We start from the raw sequence: 16804 nt of genomic DNA, 5'->3' as shown, positions 1-16804 counted from the left end.
GTTATTCTTTTAATGAGTAGGTAATATTTGGCTGAATCGCGAGGGGCGAACGCCATTGCGGCAGGAGAGACTTTCCTGTTCTTTTTATGAACACCATGCGAAAGAAAGATGAGGTAAGATGTTGGACAAAATGATGGATTGGTTAGGTGTCCTGGCTTTTGTAGGGTATATGTCCGCCTAGATAGTTGAGAGGACGAGTAGAACCCTTCCGTTTCCATCCGGCCGTTTACGGCATGCTCTCTATGGCCGCCGTCTTTTCCTTTGGTTACAGGTATTACTTACGTTATGGCAGGAAATGGTGGGGAATGATCTACATGAGCATCACCGGCAAATTTTTTTCATTTCCCTTATATGGACATTAGCATAAAGGTGCGGGTGGATTTTATGGGGAAACCGCGCAACATCCCTGTCTATACAATGATTTGAGAGCTGCAGAGATAAGAAAGGGTGTGTTGAAATGCTCGAGAGTATCAATCAGCTGGGGGTATTATTATTTCTCCTCTGCGGCTTTGCTTTCTATTTACATCTCCGTCGGATCAAGAAGAAAAGAGGGTTTACGTTTTACGAGCGAATCATGTATGTGACCGTCCAACTTGCTTATCTTCTGTGGGCGGGAAGTTACTTGTTGATGATGATCAGTGAAGCGTAATACTTAAAAAACGAACGATGCTTTCCTTTTTAAGGAAGCATCGTTCGTTTTTTTATTTTTTGCGGCTATGATTGGCGGACAATAGCCCTATGAAAATGGTTATCCCGTACGTCCTGTAATTATTTTTATATAGCAACGTACCTGTTGGGAATAGTGGATGGCTCTGGACGATTGGATGTCATAGAAAACGCTGTCGAATTTCCGGAGAAGGGATGGTGCATGCTTCTTTCTTTCCGAACCAGCGGTAACGATTTTTGGCGATATACTTGTAAACGAGATCCCGCAGCGGCTTCGGAATGAGAAGCAGGCCATAGGCTAACTTCCACCCGCCATTCAATTTACCAGCGATACGCAGCGCCGCTCCCGATTGATCGAATGCTTTACTGCCGTCGATCAAGATCAGACTGTCCAAATCCTCGCTTACGTTATGTTCAGCCATCAATCGACGGCCGGTATCACTCTGCTGGGATGCGAATCGAAAGTGAGCTTTAGTATCCCGTTTAATAATGAATTGGACGCTTTGGTCACAGAAGTTACAGTCCCCGTCAAATAGAACGATCATAGCAATCCCTCCTTCTATGATCAGTGTAACACGGAACCCATATGCCATGCGCAAAAAATTCTTACCTTGCTTTTGGAGTGGAGTCACTCGCTGTCTGTTCCTCATACCTTATGCATGAGAGGAGTGATTTGCGGTGATGGCATTAGCCTATGTTCTTATTGGTACGTTTTTCTGCTTCTTTCAACGGGAGCCTGTTCATTCCGGTAAAGAAGAGCAGACCGTATATATGTTCTACATGCTGGCATGGCTTATATTCTGGCCGTTCTTACTGATATGGAAGTTGTTCAAAGGGAAATAACGGCAGATTACTCGGATTTTTACTCGTGTTTATCCTGAAGGACGAGGGATATTAAGAGTGGCCTCAGGCCGAATGATTAGAGGAGTGATCGTAATGGAGAAGAAAAATGTCCAGTGGCTTCCGGTTATTGCATCAATCGGTATCGGAGCAGCTACGTACAGCATGATGACAGGTCAGGCGGGACAGCTGCAGAAGGTCATACCGACGCTCAGCAAAATGTCCGGACAAATGCAGAACGGTTCCAACTCTTATCAGTAAAAGAATCAGGCAGGTATTAATACCTGCCTAATTTTTCATCTAAAAAACGCCATTTCCTGCCGGGGAGGAATGACGTTTGGTGTGTATTCGTGTATGTTAATTTGCTTGTACGGGCAATTCGATAGAACGCTTGTCAATTTCCTGTGTGACGAGGTGCAGGAATTCATCATCTAATTGAAGTTTCACGGACTCCAAATACGTCTCTAATAATGTTTGATCATCTAGCAGTGACAAAACCATACAGCTCCTTAAATGATTTAATTCGGTGTTTTTTTATTCACATTTACTTATTCTAACAAAAAAAACGGAATCATCATGAGTCTTTAGTCTTATTTTCGGAAAGGTTTATACATATTGAGATATTATCTTGAAATAAAATTGTGGACGCATGGAGAGGAGTGTCTGCTTTTGTCATGTCTTCTCATAAGCCGTATGATAAAGGAAAGTCAGTCACATTTTTCGATCGGTTTCTTTGAGTTTCTCTTCTTTATCCGATAGTATTACTAAACAGGTTCATGGATGGTATGAAAAACAGGTTTGAAACATACGGATTAAGGAAAGACTGAGGGGAAGTATGAATTCCAGGGAAGGGTGCCTTATGGACAATAAGAACGGGAATCTAGTAATGTTTCCCAAATGGAAAACAGCGTTGGAACGAGTTGGTATGGAAGCTCTGAAAGACAAGCGTTACGAGGAAGCGGCGGAAGCCTTTGAACCGCTTGCGGAATATGGCGTAGCTTCTCATGACATTAATACAGGGTTGTTAATGAGCTGGATCGAGCTCGGAAAGTTCGATGATGCCGAATCGTTATGTCATCAGTTAATGAAAGAAGAACATGACCAGTACTACCACTATCTACATATTTATATAACAGTCCTGTTCCAGAGCAGCAGGTATCAGGAGATCGTGGATCTACTGGATGAAGTATTTGAAGCAGAAGACATTCCGCATCAAAGCCGCACACAGCTCTGGCAGATGTATGAAGTGAGTGGTAAACTGTTGGAAGATCAACAGAAGGAAATAGGCAGCAGTCTTATGGAAGATTTTCGATCCGCAATGGAAAATGAGGATATACATAAGCAATGGCAAGTCATGGAGCAAATGAAGAACCAGCCGTCTGCTCCTTATATAGAAGAAGTTGAGCCGGTATTGCAGAATGAGTCTGTCCATCCTGTCATAAAGTCAGCGGTTATTGAATGGTTCCGTGATGAAGAAGTGGACAAGGAAATGACAGTGGTGAAGTTCGGTCAGGAAATGAAAATAGTTCCGGCTGAATTGACACAACTGCACTCGGATTACATCATTAAACAGATCCAGATGCGTCTTGGTCAGGTAGAGCAGAATAATCCATCCATGTATGAGATGATCAATAAACTGCTTTTTCATTACTGCTATGTCCGTTATCCGTTTTTCCCGGATGAGGAGGAAGTGGTTCTGTTGGTGGAGGCGCTGAAGCAGCTTGGACACGAGTACCTACAGCTTCCTTACGAACCGCAATACTCTTCGGAGGACGTTGCCAAGTACAAGGAAGAAGTGGAGATTTGCGAACAGCACTATATGATGATTGCAGGGGAATGAAAAACACCCGCTAACCGAACAGTCCCTCCTTGAAAGCCAGGGGGATTATGTTATAATGTAGTGGTTGCAAACGAGATTCGTATGTATTCAGAGTCATAGAATCATTAAACCATCGTCCTCTGGACGAAAATGAATGAATAGATGTTGGAGGGAATTTTTTATGTCAGTAAAATGGGAAAAGCAAGAAGGCAACCAAGGTACACTAACAGTAGAAGTACCGGCAAGTGAGTTCGATCAAGCACTTGACCAAGCCTTCAAAAAAGTAGTTAAACAGGTACAGGTACCTGGATTCCGTAAAGGTAAAGTACCACGTAAGCTGTTTGAACAACGCTTCGGTGTGGAGTCCCTTTATCAAGATGCTCTTGATATTGTTCTTCCAAAAGCATACGCAGAAGCTGTAGATGAAGCGGGTATCGAGCCTGTCGATCGTCCGGAAGTAGATGTAAAACAGCTGGAAAAAGGCCAGGACGTTATTTTCACAGCGGAAGTTACTGTGAAGCCTGAAGTGAAGCTTGGCGACTACAAAGGCCTTGAAGTGGAAGAAGTGAATACAGAAGTAACAGATGAGGATGTTCAGAACGAATTGACTCAACTGCAGGAGCGTCAGGCTGAGCTTGTCGTTAAAGAAGAAGGCGAAGTAGCAAACGGCGATACAGTCGTTATGGACTTCGAAGGATTCGTTGACGGAGAAGCTTTCGAAGGCGGCCAAGCAGAGAACTATTCTCTTGAAATCGGTTCTGGTTCCTTCATCCCAGGCTTCGAAGAGCAGTTGGAAGGTAAGAAAGCCGGCGAAGAAGCAGAAGTGGAAGTTACATTCCCTGAAGAATACCATGCAGAGGATCTTGCTGGTAAAGCGGCTACTTTCAAAGTTAAAATTCACGAAATCAAAGCGAAGGAACTTCCTGAGCTTGATGACGAGTTCGCTAAAGATGTCGATGAAGATGTCGAATCTCTAGAAGAACTAAAAACAAAAACACGCGAGCGTCTGGAAGAGCAGAAGAAAACAGAAGCAGAAAACAATAAGCGTGAAACACTTGTGAACAAAGCATCTGAAAATGCAGAAGTTGAAATCCCTGATGCAATGGTTGATACAGAACTTGACCGCATGGTTCAGGAATTCGAACAGCGTCTTCAAATGCAGGGCATGACGAAAGACATGTACTTCCAGTTCACTGGTCAGGACGAAGATGCACTTCGTGAGCAGATGAAAGAGGATGCTGCGAAACGAGTGAAAACGAACTTGACGCTTGAAGCGATTGCTAATGCAGAAAACGTTGAACCGACAGAAGAAGACGTGAACGCTGAATTGGAAAACATGGCTTCTATGTATCAGACAGATGTTGCTCAGCTTACTCAAATGCTCGGCGGCAGCACAGATATGATTAAAGAAGACTTGAAAGTCCGTAAAGCGATCGACGTTCTAGTTGCAAATAGCAAAGCAGAATAATAAACTGAGAAGACAAGGTGCATCGTAAGTGCCTTGTCTTCTCATATATATCTGGGAAACAGGTATAGGCGTATCACATTGTGGAGAAGATGATTGATACTTCTCTCTGTTTTTACATACAATAGTAAATGTACTCTATCGTTTGACTTATCTGTCCCATATCTACATAATGAGGGTGGTGCTATGAGTGGATCGCACACCTCTGAAAGGTATTGCTTTTTTGTTTGGAGTTAATTTGGTATGATGAGCAAAAGAGCGGAAACGTAGACGTCGTACTAATGAACTTCAGTCGCGATTGCGTCATTTTATGAAGGGGTGAAACGTATGTTTAAATTTAACGATGAAAAAGGACAATTGAAATGTTCTTTCTGCGGTAAGAGTCAGGAGCAGGTTCGTAAACTAGTCGCTGGGCCTGGTGTATATATATGTGACGAATGTATCGAACTTTGCACGGAAATCGTGGAAGAGGAACTGGGCAACGAAGAAGAAGTAGAATTCAAAGAAGTTCCGAAACCACAGGAAATTCGTGAGATCCTTAATGACTATGTTATTGGTCAGGATCAGGCTAAGAAAAACCTGTCCGTTGCCGTTTATAACCACTACAAGCGGATCAATGCAGGTGTTAAGAATGATGAAGTAGAGCTTGCGAAGAGTAACATTCTCATGCTCGGGCCGACAGGTAGCGGTAAAACATTGCTGGCACAGACGCTTGCCCGCATTCTGAACGTGCCATTCGCGATTGCGGATGCTACATCACTGACAGAAGCTGGTTACGTAGGGGAAGATGTAGAAAACATTCTTCTTAAACTGATTCAGGCTGCAGACTATGATGTGGAAAAAGCGGAGAAGGGCATCATTTATATTGATGAGATCGATAAAGTAGCCCGTAAATCCGAAAACCCTTCCATTACGAGAGATGTCTCCGGGGAAGGTGTCCAGCAGGCACTGCTGAAAATCCTTGAAGGAACACAGGCCAGTGTACCGCCTCAAGGAGGACGTAAGCACCCTCATCAAGAATTTATTCAGATCGATACGACGAACGTATTGTTCATCGTAGGTGGAGCTTTCGATGGAATCGATCAGATCATAAAGCGTCGCCTTGGACGTAAAGTCATCGGATTCGGATCGGAGCAGGCGACAGATGAATCAGAGAAGAAAGAACTGCTTACAAAAGTTCTGCCTGAAGATCTGTTAAGCTATGGCTTGATTCCGGAATTCATCGGTCGTCTTCCGGTAATTGGAAGTCTCGAGCATTTGGATGAAGAGGCGCTTGTAGAAATCTTAACAAAACCGAAAAATGCGCTGGTCAAACAGTACCAGAAACTGTTCCAAATCGACCATGTAGAGCTGGAGATGGAAGAAGACGCGCTTCGTGAAATTGCTCGTCTTGCCATCGAACGTAAAACGGGCGCCCGTGGGCTGCGCTCCATCATTGAAGGAATTATGCTGGACGTGATGTATGAGCTGCCTTCCCGTGACGACATTGAGAAATGTATCATCACGAAAGAAACGGTGACAGCGAAGAACGGTCGTCCTAAGCTTGTTTTGACGGATGGAACTGTCGAAGATGAGAATAAAGAATCCCCGAAAGAGAGCGCTTGATCCGCCTTCTTTTGACATTCTTTAATGGATGAGAGCCGTGCTACTTAACGTTGTAGCACGGCTTCTCTTTTGTGGGTTCCTCTTTTGCAAGCGGGCCTTTTCTTCCAAGCATGAAAGCTTTGTTACTGCTTATAATATGGATACCATATAAGAAACCCCTCGCCACTCCATGACAGGGGGTTTCCGTGTTGGTTTGAACGGTTCCGTTTCATTTACTTTCCACATACATTTATATATGATTAAACTACCTATTTGCATTAACTGGAGGTGCAAGTAATGACTGACAAACAAAGAAAACAGATCCCTCTTCTTCCATTGAGAGGGTTGCTTGTCTACCCATCCATGGTTCTTCATCTTGACGTAGGTCGGGAGAAGTCTGTTCAGGCATTGGAACAATCGATGATGGATGATAATGAAATATTTCTCGTTTCCCAAAAAGAAGTGAATATAGATGAACCGGCAGAAAGTGACCTTTATACGATCGGAACGGTAGCGCGTGTGAAGCAGATGGTCAAGCTGCCAAACGGTACGAATCGTGTTCTTGTAGAAGGGCTCTACCGGGCAGGTATAGAAGAAATTCGGGATGACGATTCGTTTTATCAGGCGGAGATCACCGTTATTGATGATGAGCATGCGGATCGCAATGAGGAAGAAGCATTGATGCGTACGCTGATGGATCAATTTGAAAAGTACGTCAAAGTGTCGAAGAAAGTGAGCCAGGAGACGTTCAACACCGTTTCTGACATCGATGATCCGAGTCATCTCGCTGACATGGTTTCTTCTCATCTTCCAATCAAGCTGAAAGATAAACAAGCCGTTCTGGAAACGCGGAATGTTAAGGAACGTCTGAAGAAGTTGATTGAAATTATCGGGAATGAACGGGAAGTTCTTCAAATAGAGAAGAAGATCGGTCAACGTGTGAAGAAGTCGATGGAGAAAACGCAGAAAGAGTATTATCTCCGTGAGCAGATGAAGGCGATCCAAAGTGAGCTTGGCGATAAGGATGGGAAAACCGGAGAGGTTGCCCAGCTCAAAGAAAAAATCGAGAAGGCTGCTATGCCGGAGCGGGTGGAAGAGGTCGCTTATAAGGAGCTTGGGCGTTATGAGAAAATACCTCAAAGCTCTGCAGAAAGCTCTGTCATCCGGAATTATATCGAATGGCTCGTTTCTCTACCCTGGTCGGAGGAGACGGAAGATAACTTAGATGTCAATCATGCCGAAGAGGTACTGGATGAGGACCACTATGGGCTGGAGAAAGTGAAGGAGCGGGTGCTCGAGTATTTAGCTGTCCAGAAATTGACACAGACGATCAAAGGGCCGATTTTGTGTCTTGCCGGACCACCCGGTGTAGGGAAAACGTCTCTCGCAAAATCAATAGCACGCTCCATCAACCGGAAATTCGTCCGCATCTCTCTCGGAGGCGTCCGGGACGAAGCAGAAATCAGAGGCCACCGGAGAACGTATATCGGTGCTATGCCCGGACGAATCATTCAAGGTATGAAACGTGCAGAAACGGTCAATCCAGTATTTCTGCTTGATGAAATTGATAAAATGGCCAGTGATTTTCGTGGGGACCCTTCATCTGCCATGCTGGAAGTACTGGATCCGGAACAAAACGGGACTTTCAGTGATCATTTCATTGAAGAAAATTATGACCTGTCGAAAGTTATGTTTATCGCAACAGCCAACAACATTTCCAATATCCCTGGTCCGCTGCGCGACCGTATGGAAATCATTACGATTGCAGGCTATACAGAGGTGGAAAAGCTTCACATTGCAAAGGATCACTTACTGCCGAAGCAGGTGAAGGAGAACGGTTTGAAGAAAGGACAGATGCAGGTACGGGACGACGCCCTGCTTAAGTTAATTCGCCGTTACACTAGAGAAGCTGGCGTGCGAGGATTGGAAAGAGAGCTTGCAAGCTTGTGCAGAAAGGCAGCGAAGATCATAGTTTCCGGTGAAAAGCAACGGGTCGTCGTGACCGAGAAGCAGCTGGAAGAACTGCTTGGGCGCCCGAAATTCCGTTATGGACGGGCAGAGTTGGAAGATCAGATCGGTGCAGCTACAGGTCTTGCGTATACGACAGCAGGAGGAGACACGTTGTCGATCGAAGTTTCCCTGTATCCTGGAAAGGGCAACCTCACTTTGACAGGAAAGCTCGGGGATGTCATGAAAGAATCTGCTCAGGCAGCTTTCAGCTATATTCGTTCACGTGCTGAGGAGCTGAAGATCGATCCAGAATTCGTTGAGAAAAACGATATTCACATCCACGTTCCGGAAGGCGCAACCCCGAAAGACGGCCCTTCTGCCGGCATCACGATGGCAACCGCCCTTGTTTCTGCTTTGACGGGAAGGCCCGTCCGTAAAGAAGTAGGAATGACCGGAGAAATCACCCTCCGCGGCCGTGTGCTGCCGATCGGTGGCCTGAAAGAAAAATCACTGAGTGCACACAGAGCCGGCTTGACAAAGATCATCATTCCGGATGAAAATAAAAAAGACTTGGAAGATATCCCGGCAAGTATCCGGGAAGGATTGACTTTTGTACCGGTCAAGCATTTAGATCAAGTCCTAGAACAAGCGTTAGTGGAGGATATACATGAAGGTTAATACCGCAGATATTGTCATCAGTGCAGCGAGCAAGAAACAGTACCCGAAAGATTTCATTCCTGAAATCGCACTTGCAGGCAGGTCCAATGTAGGGAAATCTTCTTTCATCAACCGGATGATCCAAAGGAAGAACCTTGCGAGGACTTCCTCCAAGCCTGGGAAAACGCAGACGTTGAATTTCTACATCATCAATGATCAATTTCATTTTGTCGATGTGCCTGGATACGGATATGCAAAGGTATCCAAGAAGGAGCGCGCCAAATGGGGAGAAATGATGGAGGAATACTTTGCAGAGCGGGAGCAATTGAAAGCGACCGCGCTCGTGATCGACGTCCGTCACAAGCCTACGGAAGATGATCAACTGATGTACGACTACTTGAAACATTTCGGCCTGCCGGTCATGGTGGTCGCGACGAAGTTGGACAAAATTAAAAAAGGTCAAAGAACGAAGCAGTTCAAGCTTATCCGTGAAGTGCTTGGAATGAAAGAAGAGGACGCTCTTATTCCATTCTCTTCGGAAACAGGCGAAGGAAAAGACGTCGCTTGGAGGATTATGCTTTCTCACTTAAACAGTTAAGGGAAGTAGCCCGCTCCATCTTATGGAGCGGGCTTTTTTGTGTATTTAACAGGATAGGGAAGGATATGAGCGTATTCCTAGGTGTGATTAGGTATTTGGTCCTTATATAGGTGCAGGGACTAGAAATTGCCATTCTTTCCCGTTTTATAAATTTTGGGAAAAGTCTGTTTTTTCTATATACTTTAATTTACCGCAATGATTTATACTATGTTCGAGTCGGAAGGGGAGTCAGGTAAATGCAGAAACGTTGGGGATTGCTTTTATTCAGTGTCCTGCTTGTTTTAGTACTAACCGCTTGCGGAGGCGGAGAAGAAGAGGAAGAATCATCCGGGGATTCCGGGGGAGATTCTGAAGCAGGCAGCGAATTTGAATTAGTTGAGGATGGGAAGTTCACCTTTGCAGCCTCCGGTGAATTCCGTCCGTTCAGTATGACGGAGGGCGGGGAATTATCAGGATTTGATATTGACGTCGCCAATGCAATCGCAGAGGAGCTGGGCTTAGAACCAAGCCCACAGAAGCAAAAGTTTGCAAGCATTGTGGAAGGTGTGAAAACCGGACGTTTCGACGCAGCTGTCGCCAGTCACACCATTACGGAGGAACGGCAGCAGGAAGTCAGCTTCTCCACTCCTTACTATTACTCCGGAGCTCAAGTGTTCACACGACCGGATAGTGATGTAGAGACGCTTCAAGACCTGGAGGGGATGGAGGTCGCTGTTTCCAAAGGATCTACTTATGCTCCTTTCGCAGAGGAAGTAACCGATAATATCAAAACGTATGACAGTGATGTCGTTGCTCTTCAATCCTTAGCTAAAGGCAGACATGATGCGGTCATCACGGATTTCCTTACGGGAAAAGAGGCCCAGGGTGAAGGACTCGATATTGAAGCGAAAGAGTTGATTGAACGTAGTGAGCAAGCCGTCGCCGTTTCGAAAGAGAACGAGGCGTTGTTGGAAGAAATCAATGCAGCACTGGAGACGCTTCGAGAAAATGGAACCCTTACGGAAATCAGTGAGGAATACTTCGGGGAAGATATTACAACAGCCCCTGAGTGAGGTCCCGGTTAAAGAGCGAAGGGGCAAAAGAGTGCGCGTAAGCGTACTCTTTTTTACCTCGTGAATAGGAGTGGATGACGTGAATTTTTGGGAATCATTGTTGGAAAGCAGAGGCATGTTCTTTGAAGCAGCGCAGATGACGCTTGCTTTGACGGCTGTCTCCATCTTCATTGCGGTCTTTATCGGATTATTGTTTGCATTTATGAAAATTTCAGGCGTTAAAGTACTTGAGTGGATCGCAAACATCTATATTTATATTGTTCGCGGTACTCCGCTTATCGTACAAATCTTTGTATTCTACTATGGGTTGACGGAAATATGGATGATCAGCGGTTTCTGGTCGGTTGCGCTCGGTCTCGCTTTCCATAATGGTGCATACATAGCAGAAATATTCCGGGGTGCTATCCAATCGATCGGGAAAGGGCAGACGGAAGCTGGACGTTCCCTTGGAATGAGCGGCGTGTTAACGATGAGACGAATTATTTTGCCGCAAGCCCTCCGTCGTGCATTGCCTCCGCTTGGAAATCAGTTTATCATTGGGTTGAAAGACTCATCATTGGCCGCATTCATCGGGGTTTCGGAAATATTCGCCGTTGCCACGACAGAAGGGGCGAACACGTTTGACTATATGACGTGGCTGCTCGTAAGTGCGGTATGGTACTTAATTCTCGTCTTCATTCTGACGATGCTGGTCAGTTTGATTGAGAAAAAATTGGCGGTCAGTGATTGATAGAGGAGGATGTTGAATGACGGAACATATGATTCAAGTGGAGAAATTAAATAAATCATTCGGGGACAATCATGTTCTGAAGGATATAGATTTTCATGTGAAGGAAAGGGAAGTAGTCGTGCTGATCGGGGCGAGCGGATCAGGAAAGAGTACACTGCTCCGATGTTTAAACTTCCTGGAGATGAAAAATGATGGGGAATTATTCATTAAAGGAAAGCAGATTGATCCGAAGAAAGAAGATTTGAACAAAGTCAGGCAGCAGGTGGGGATGGTATTTCAACACTTTAATCTGTTTCCCCATAAGACAGTACTCGGTAACGTTATAGAAGCACCGATTCAAGTGAAAGGGATGCCGAAAGCAGAAGCCAAGCAGGTAGGATTGGAGCTTTTGGAGAAGGTCGGCCTTTCTGAGAAAGCGGAGGATTATCCGTCCCGTTTGTCCGGAGGGCAGAAGCAGCGGGTGGCTATAGCACGGGCACTCGCTATGAAGCCGGAGATCATGCTTTTTGATGAACCTACCTCCGCGCTGGATCCGGAGCTTGTCGGTGAAGTGCTGCAGACCATGAAGGCATTGGCACAGGAAGGAATGACCATGGTAGTTGTGACGCATGAAATGGGATTTGCCCGGGAAGTGGCCGATCGGGTCGTCTATATGCATGACGGGAAAATCGTAGAATCAGGAACACCTGCAGAGATTTTTGAATCGCCTAAAGAAGAACGTACGCAGGCATTTTTAAGTTCCATACTATGAACAAAGGCGCGGGGCTGTGATCCCGCGCCTTTCATTTATTTTTTTCTGATGACGTACATTCCGTATGCAATCAGCACTACCGGCCAGAATCTTTCCAGAACATTAACAATCCTTTGGACCCAGAGAGACCAGGCAGGATTTCCCGGTGTGAAAACAGCAAAGAGACCAATGGTGATGCAGACGATTGCCGGGATCAATCCGCGCTTCGTTTTAGAGTAATAAAGGAGAAAGGAAATCCCGATGATCCATAGGTACACCGCCCAGTGATCGATCCAGAAGCTGGTATGCGCCTGAAGGGTGAAGTGAACCCCAAGTCCAGTCACTAATGCTCCTGTGAACAGGTTGGAATAGTCTTTTGCCACATAACTATGTAAGAGCAGGGCGATACCGATGATGACAAGCAGGGATGACCATGAGTAAAAAGGGATCAGTTCGGGAATATTGAGGTGGCGTAGTAAAAAATAAACACCAAAGCCGATGAATAGAAACCCGATTAAAGAATTTTGTTTCGTCAAAATTAATCACATCCTTGCTGAAAATATAAGCGAAGATCTTTGCACTGTCTATATTATTTTGCTATATTACAAATGGGTTATAAATTATAATATTTCTAAAGTAATACTCATACTTTATAAATGGACTACTTTTTTATCGTATCACAGCAGATTCAAAATCTGTTCATATTTGATGCGGAAAACCGTCGAGGTTTTGTGCTATAATACAGGATATGTGAGAAGTTTTGAACGCTAATGGGGGTAGATGAAATGCATATTTTAGCTATCGGTCTTAATTATAGAACAGCCCCTGTGGAAATTCGAGAGAAGCTTACTTTTTCGGAGGATCGGCTGGAAGAAGCGATGACACAGCTCAACACACAAAAAAGTGTGTTGGAGAATGTTATTATTTCAACGTGTAACCGGACGGAAATCTATGCCGTGGTGGATCAGCTCCATACAGGGCGTTATTATATTAAGCAATTCCTTGCTGATTGGTTCCGAATCGATAAAGACGAATTTTCACCGTTTCTTTCCATTTACGAAACGGACGGGGCGGTCGAGCATCTGCTCAGGGTTACCGCAGGACTGGATTCGATGGTGCTCGGTGAAACACAGATTCTCGGTCAAATGAAGCAGGCTTTCCTGCGTGCTCAAGAGGCGGGTTCAACAGGGACGATCTTTAATCAATTATTTAAACAGGCTGTTACAATGGCGAAGAAGGCGCATAAAGAGACAGAGATCGGTGAAAACGCTGTCTCAGTCAGCTATGCGGCCGTAGAGCTGGCTAGAAAGATTTTCGGGGACCTTGTTCATAAACATATCGTTATTCTTGGTGCCGGCAAGATGGGAGAACTGGCTGCTAAGAATCTTCACGGTTCCGGTGCTCGTAAGGTGTCTGTGTTAAACAGAACACTATCCAAAGCAGAGGCGGTCGCCGACCAGTTTAACGGGGAAGCGAAGACGATGGATCAGTTGGAGGAAGTACTGACAGATGCGGATATCGTTATCAGCTCTACTGGTGCAACAGAATACGTCATCACCAGGAATCAGATGGAGCCGATCCACAAGCAGAGGAAAGGGAAGCCGTTGTTTTTCGTGGATATCGCTGTACCACGGGATCTTGATCCTGCTATGGAGTCGTTGGAGAGTGTATTCCTGTATGATATTGATGACCTGCAGGGAATCGTTGACGCCAACCTTGCATTAAGGAAACAGGCGGCTGAAGAGATCGAACTGATGGTGGAAGCAGAAATCGTCGAGTTTAAAGAATGGCTGCAAACGATCGGAGTTGTACCGGTCATTTCAGCACTACGGACGAAGGCTCTGGATATTCAGGCAGAAACGATGAAGAGTATAGAACGGAAGATGCCGGAATTGACAGATCGGGAACGGAAAGTGTTGAACAAGCATACGAAGAGCATTATCAACCAAATGCTGAAAGAACCGATTTCTCAGGCCAAGGAGATTGCTGCCAAGCCTGATGCAGAGGATTCTCTACGCTTGTTCACGCAGATATTCGGTATAGAAGAACAAGTGGAAAAAGAGGTAGAAAAACAGGAAAAAAAGAATAACGCAACGGTGAAGCATCATCCGGAAACGGCAAACCCGATCGCATTTTTAAGCTCCATGGTTAAATCTTAAGGTGGACATCCAATGCTAGAATTCAAATGGGTTTATGAACTCATCCTTTTCTTGTACGGGCTTAGTCTCATCGGATATTTCATCGATTTTGTACAGACGAACCGGAGGGCGAACCGCATCGCCTTCTGGTTACTTAGTATGGTCTGGGGTTTGCAAACCTTTTTCCTGTTGGCACAGATTCTGATCAAGGACAACTTCCCTATTATGACAGTGTACGATGGACTGTATTTCTACACCTGGATTCTTGTGACGTTCTCTTTGATAATCAACCGGCTGTTCCGGATGGACTTTCTCGTGTTTTTCACGAATGTAGTAGGATTTCTCATTATGATCATTCACCTTTCCACACGGGCACAGAGTGTTCTTGGAAACAACGGGGTCGGGCTTGTCAATGAACTGCTCGTCATTCACATCAGTCTTGCCATCATATCCTATGGGTTCTTCACATTATCCTTTATTTTTTCCATGATGTATTTACTTCAATACCGTCTGCTGAAAAGAAAGAAATGGAATGCGAAGCTTTTCCGACTCGGTGATTTGACGAAATTGGATCAGTTCTCTTATGTGGCTGTTATACTCGGAGTACCGCTCCTTTTGATCGCCATTATTCTCGGGGTGGTTTGGGGGTATGTCTCCCCTGATGTCTTCTACTGGTATGATTCGAAGACGCTCGGATCTTTCCTTGTGCTGAGTGTCTATATCGTCTATTTGTTCTTAAGAGTCGTAAAGGGGTATCAGGGACGAGTGATTTCGATCTTCAATACCGCCGCTTTTCTATTTCTTTTAATTAATTTCTTTCTGTTCGGTTCTTTATCTAATTTTCATTTCTAGTTATGAGGAGGCTGTCTTGTGCGAAAAATCGTCATTGGTTCACGTAAAAGTAAATTAGCGATCACCCAGACGGAATGGGTGATTGAACAATTGAAACAAATCGATCCGGGTTATGAGTTTGAAATCAAAAGGATTTCAACTAAAGGGGATCGAGTCCTGGATGTTACGCTTTCCAAAGTGGGAGGAAAAGGGCTGTTCATTAAAGAAATCGAACAGGCCATGTATGACGGAGACATCGATATGGCCGTCCACAGTATGAAAGACATGCCGGCTGTTGTCGCGGAAGGGCTTGTCGTAGCGTCCGTTCCGATTAGGGAAGACCACCGCGACGCCTTCGTTTCTGTCGGAAATGTTGCTCTGAAGGACCTGCCGACAGGAGCGGTCGTTGGGACGAGCAGTCTGCGACGCGGTTCCCAAATCAAAGCCGTCCGTCCTGATTTGGAAATCAAATGGATCCGGGGAAATATCGATACCCGATTAAAAAAACTTCACGAAGAGGATTACGATGCCATCATTCTCGCAGCCGCAGGCTTAAAGCGGATGGGGTGGGATGACGATGTGGTCACCGAATACTTAGAGCCGGAGGTTTGTGTACCTGCCGTCGGTCAGGGGGCGCTTGCCATCCAATGCCGGGAGGATGACAAGGAGCTGAGAGACTATTTGATGAAGCTGAATCATGAATATACCTCGTCCACCGTCACAGCGGAACGTAAATTTCTTCATGATTTAAACGGGGGCTGCCAAGTACCTATTGGGGGTTATGCTTATAGAAAAGCAGACGAAATCGTACTGACTGCTCTCGTGGGAAGCCCTGACGGCACGACGATCCTTCATGAAACGGTTTCGGGAACTGATCCCGTGTCTGTAGGAGCGGAAGCTGCTGCGCGCTTGAAGGACAGGGGTGCTCAGGAAATCGTTGATAAAGCGAAAGAGGAGTATGAGCAGTAATGAAACCGCTGGAAGGGAAAGGCATCCTCGTTACAAGAGGAAAATCCCAGGCGCAGCGTTTCATCAAGCACATTGAAAAGCAGGGGGGAGTGGCTTATCATGCCCCTCTTCTTACCTTCCAATTGAAAGATACAAAAAGCAGTTCCCACCTTCTGCATGAACTTCACGACTATTCTTGGGTTTTTATGACGAGCTCTAATGGCGTGAAGTTTTTTTTCGAGCTTTTGAGAAAACAAGAAAGGACGGTCCCTCCGGAACTCAGGTTTGCAATCGTCGGGAAGAAGACGGAGCAGCAGCTGAAACAATTCGGGTACAAGGCCGATTTCGTTCCAACGGAATACCGTGCGGAAGTAATGGGAGGAGAATTTCTCGAAGCTTTTCCGGAACCGGGAAAAATTTTGTACATAAGAGGTAATTTATCGAGAGATGTTCTCCCTGCATATTTCAAAGCTGAGCAGGTGTTTTTTCATTCGATGACCGTGTATGATACGCTACTAGTGGACGATCACAAGCGGCATATAGCGGCTTGGCTTGAGGAGGGGCGCCTTGATGCTTTGACTTTTACCAGCCCCTCTACCGTCAAGGCCTATCATACTGCTGTCAGTGATTCGGAAAATAAAGGACGGAAGCTTCCCTGTTTCTGCATCGGCCCAACAACAGCAGATGCGGCAGCGCGCTTCGGTTTTACAAATATCTGTACACCAGAGAATTACACCATTGAATCCATGATTGAACGCATCGTTCAGTACTTTTCTAGCGAAGGGAAACGATAATT

The 16804-nt window shown here is 45.4% G+C and carries 18 protein-coding genes; 15 read left to right on the top strand and 3 right to left on the bottom strand.

Going from position 1 to position 16804, the window contains the following annotated elements; translation table 11 throughout:
- Positions 1-457 precede the first annotated feature (457 nt).
- A complete protein-coding gene (locus AXG56_RS07970) occupies positions 458-649 on the top strand; it encodes a hypothetical protein (RefSeq protein ID WP_008635098.1) in 192 nt (63 codons plus the stop codon).
- 178 nt (positions 650-827) lie between these two features.
- Here the strand turns inward: AXG56_RS07970 and AXG56_RS07965 are convergent, their stop codons facing one another.
- Positions 828-1217, bottom strand: coding sequence for a thiol-disulfide oxidoreductase DCC family protein (locus AXG56_RS07965; RefSeq protein WP_153017413.1), 390 nt, complete (start codon positions 1215-1217; stop codon positions 828-830).
- A 127-nt stretch (positions 1218-1344) separates the two neighbouring features.
- Here AXG56_RS07965 and AXG56_RS19410 point away from each other — a divergent pair, with 127 nt between their 5' ends.
- Together AXG56_RS19410 and AXG56_RS19645 are read left to right on the top strand one after the other, a co-directional pair.
- Complete coding sequence (locus tag AXG56_RS19410) at positions 1345-1509, top strand: hypothetical protein (RefSeq protein ID WP_161484901.1); 165 nt, start codon at positions 1345-1347, stop codon at positions 1507-1509.
- 93 nt (positions 1510-1602) lie between these two features.
- Positions 1603-1767, top strand: a complete 165-nt coding sequence (locus AXG56_RS19645; protein ID WP_193743873.1) for a hypothetical protein — start codon at positions 1603-1605, stop codon at positions 1765-1767.
- A 96-nt stretch (positions 1768-1863) separates the two neighbouring features.
- Here the strand turns inward: AXG56_RS19645 and sda are convergent, their stop codons facing one another.
- On the bottom strand, positions 1864-2007 hold the full coding sequence (sda, locus tag AXG56_RS19125) for a sporulation histidine kinase inhibitor Sda (protein WP_008635096.1): 144 nt from the start codon (positions 2005-2007) through the stop codon (positions 1864-1866).
- A gap of 358 nt (positions 2008-2365) precedes the next feature.
- Here sda and AXG56_RS07960 point away from each other — a divergent pair, with 358 nt between their 5' ends.
- The 8 genes from AXG56_RS07960 (at position 2366) to AXG56_RS07925 (ending at position 12112) form a co-directional block, all read left to right on the top strand.
- A complete protein-coding gene (locus tag AXG56_RS07960) occupies positions 2366-3346 on the top strand; it encodes a tetratricopeptide repeat protein (protein WP_062513887.1) in 981 nt (326 codons plus the stop codon).
- A 160-nt stretch (positions 3347-3506) separates the two neighbouring features.
- The gene (gene tig / locus AXG56_RS07955; protein WP_008635094.1) at positions 3507-4793 is read left to right on the top strand and encodes a trigger factor; all 1287 of its coding nucleotides are present in this window, start codon (positions 3507-3509) and stop codon (positions 4791-4793) included.
- Positions 4794-5117: 324 nt separating this feature from the next.
- Complete coding sequence (gene clpX, locus AXG56_RS07950; RefSeq protein WP_008635093.1) at positions 5118-6395, top strand: ATP-dependent protease ATP-binding subunit ClpX; 1278 nt, start codon at positions 5118-5120, stop codon at positions 6393-6395.
- Positions 6396-6671: 276 nt separating this feature from the next.
- On the top strand, positions 6672-9002 hold the full coding sequence (gene lon / locus AXG56_RS07945) for an endopeptidase La (protein ID WP_008635091.1): 2331 nt from the start codon (positions 6672-6674) through the stop codon (positions 9000-9002).
- Positions 8992-9579, top strand: coding sequence for a ribosome biogenesis GTP-binding protein YihA/YsxC (yihA, locus tag AXG56_RS07940; RefSeq protein WP_008635084.1), 588 nt, complete (start codon positions 8992-8994; stop codon positions 9577-9579). The genes lon and yihA overlap by 11 nt, the downstream gene beginning before the upstream one ends.
- Before the next feature lie 236 nt (positions 9580-9815).
- Positions 9816-10631, top strand: coding sequence for a transporter substrate-binding domain-containing protein (locus AXG56_RS07935; RefSeq protein WP_026577146.1), 816 nt, complete (start codon positions 9816-9818; stop codon positions 10629-10631).
- Between the two features lie 115 nt (positions 10632-10746).
- A complete protein-coding gene (locus tag AXG56_RS07930; RefSeq protein WP_051348872.1) occupies positions 10747-11361 on the top strand; it encodes an amino acid ABC transporter permease in 615 nt (204 codons plus the stop codon).
- A 16-nt stretch (positions 11362-11377) separates the two neighbouring features.
- On the top strand, positions 11378-12112 hold the full coding sequence (locus AXG56_RS07925) for an amino acid ABC transporter ATP-binding protein (RefSeq protein WP_026577147.1): 735 nt from the start codon (positions 11378-11380) through the stop codon (positions 12110-12112).
- 35 nt (positions 12113-12147) lie between these two features.
- On the opposite strand, the gene AXG56_RS07920 is transcribed toward AXG56_RS07925, so the two are convergent.
- Positions 12148-12627: a LiaI-LiaF-like domain-containing protein gene (locus tag AXG56_RS07920; RefSeq protein ID WP_062513885.1), complete on the bottom strand. Its 480-nt coding sequence runs from the start codon at positions 12625-12627 to the stop codon at positions 12148-12150.
- A gap of 249 nt (positions 12628-12876) precedes the next feature.
- Here AXG56_RS07920 and hemA point away from each other — a divergent pair, with 249 nt between their 5' ends.
- The 4 genes from hemA to AXG56_RS07900 are packed head-to-tail and all read left to right on the top strand — an operon-like array spanning position 12877 to position 16802.
- The gene (gene hemA / locus AXG56_RS07915; RefSeq protein WP_062513884.1) at positions 12877-14250 is read left to right on the top strand and encodes a glutamyl-tRNA reductase; all 1374 of its coding nucleotides are present in this window, start codon (positions 12877-12879) and stop codon (positions 14248-14250) included.
- Between the two features lie 12 nt (positions 14251-14262).
- Entirely contained in the window at positions 14263-15081 is an 819-nt protein-coding gene (locus AXG56_RS07910; RefSeq protein ID WP_008635073.1) for a cytochrome c biogenesis protein, read from the top strand.
- A gap of 18 nt (positions 15082-15099) precedes the next feature.
- On the top strand, positions 15100-16029 hold the full coding sequence (gene hemC, locus AXG56_RS07905; protein WP_062513883.1) for a hydroxymethylbilane synthase: 930 nt from the start codon (positions 15100-15102) through the stop codon (positions 16027-16029).
- Positions 16029-16802: a uroporphyrinogen-III synthase gene (locus AXG56_RS07900; RefSeq protein WP_062513881.1), complete on the top strand. Its 774-nt coding sequence runs from the start codon at positions 16029-16031 to the stop codon at positions 16800-16802. Before hemC ends, AXG56_RS07900 begins: the two co-directional genes overlap by 1 nt.
- Positions 16803-16804: the final 2 nt, after the last annotated feature.

Origin of the sequence: Halobacillus sp. KGW1, from assembly GCF_001592845.1 — a bacterium.
GTDB lineage: Bacteria > Bacillota > Bacilli > Bacillales > Halobacillaceae > Halobacillus.
The sequence above is the reverse complement of the archived record's forward strand: the minus strand, read 5'-3'. Positions and strand labels throughout refer to the sequence as shown.

What these genes read in the sequence shown, in the direction of transcription:
- AXG56_RS07970 (WP_008635098.1), top strand. Translation starts at nt 458, where the DNA reads ATGCTCGAGAGTATCAATCAGCTGGGGGTATTATTATTTCTCCTCTGC.
- AXG56_RS19645 (WP_193743873.1), top strand. Translation starts at nt 1,603, where the DNA reads ATGGAGAAGAAAAATGTCCAGTGGCTTCCGGTTATTGCATCAATCGGT.
- sda (WP_008635096.1), bottom strand. Translation starts at nt 2,007, where the DNA reads ATGGTTTTGTCACTGCTAGATGATCAAACATTATTAGAGACGTATTTG.
- AXG56_RS07960 (WP_062513887.1), top strand. Translation starts at nt 2,366, where the DNA reads ATGGACAATAAGAACGGGAATCTAGTAATGTTTCCCAAATGGAAAACA.
- tig (WP_008635094.1), top strand. Translation starts at nt 3,507, where the DNA reads ATGTCAGTAAAATGGGAAAAGCAAGAAGGCAACCAAGGTACACTAACA.
- clpX (WP_008635093.1), top strand. Translation starts at nt 5,118, where the DNA reads ATGTTTAAATTTAACGATGAAAAAGGACAATTGAAATGTTCTTTCTGC.
- lon (WP_008635091.1), top strand. Translation starts at nt 6,672, where the DNA reads ATGACTGACAAACAAAGAAAACAGATCCCTCTTCTTCCATTGAGAGGG.
- yihA (WP_008635084.1), top strand. Translation starts at nt 8,992, where the DNA reads ATGAAGGTTAATACCGCAGATATTGTCATCAGTGCAGCGAGCAAGAAA.
- AXG56_RS07935 (WP_026577146.1), top strand. Translation starts at nt 9,816, where the DNA reads ATGCAGAAACGTTGGGGATTGCTTTTATTCAGTGTCCTGCTTGTTTTA.
- AXG56_RS07930 (WP_051348872.1), top strand. Translation starts at nt 10,747, where the DNA reads ATGTTCTTTGAAGCAGCGCAGATGACGCTTGCTTTGACGGCTGTCTCC.
- AXG56_RS07925 (WP_026577147.1), top strand. Translation starts at nt 11,378, where the DNA reads ATGACGGAACATATGATTCAAGTGGAGAAATTAAATAAATCATTCGGG.
- hemA (WP_062513884.1), top strand. Translation starts at nt 12,877, where the DNA reads ATGCATATTTTAGCTATCGGTCTTAATTATAGAACAGCCCCTGTGGAA.
- AXG56_RS07910 (WP_008635073.1), top strand. Translation starts at nt 14,263, where the DNA reads ATGCTAGAATTCAAATGGGTTTATGAACTCATCCTTTTCTTGTACGGG.
- AXG56_RS07900 (WP_062513881.1), top strand. Translation starts at nt 16,029, where the DNA reads ATGAAACCGCTGGAAGGGAAAGGCATCCTCGTTACAAGAGGAAAATCC.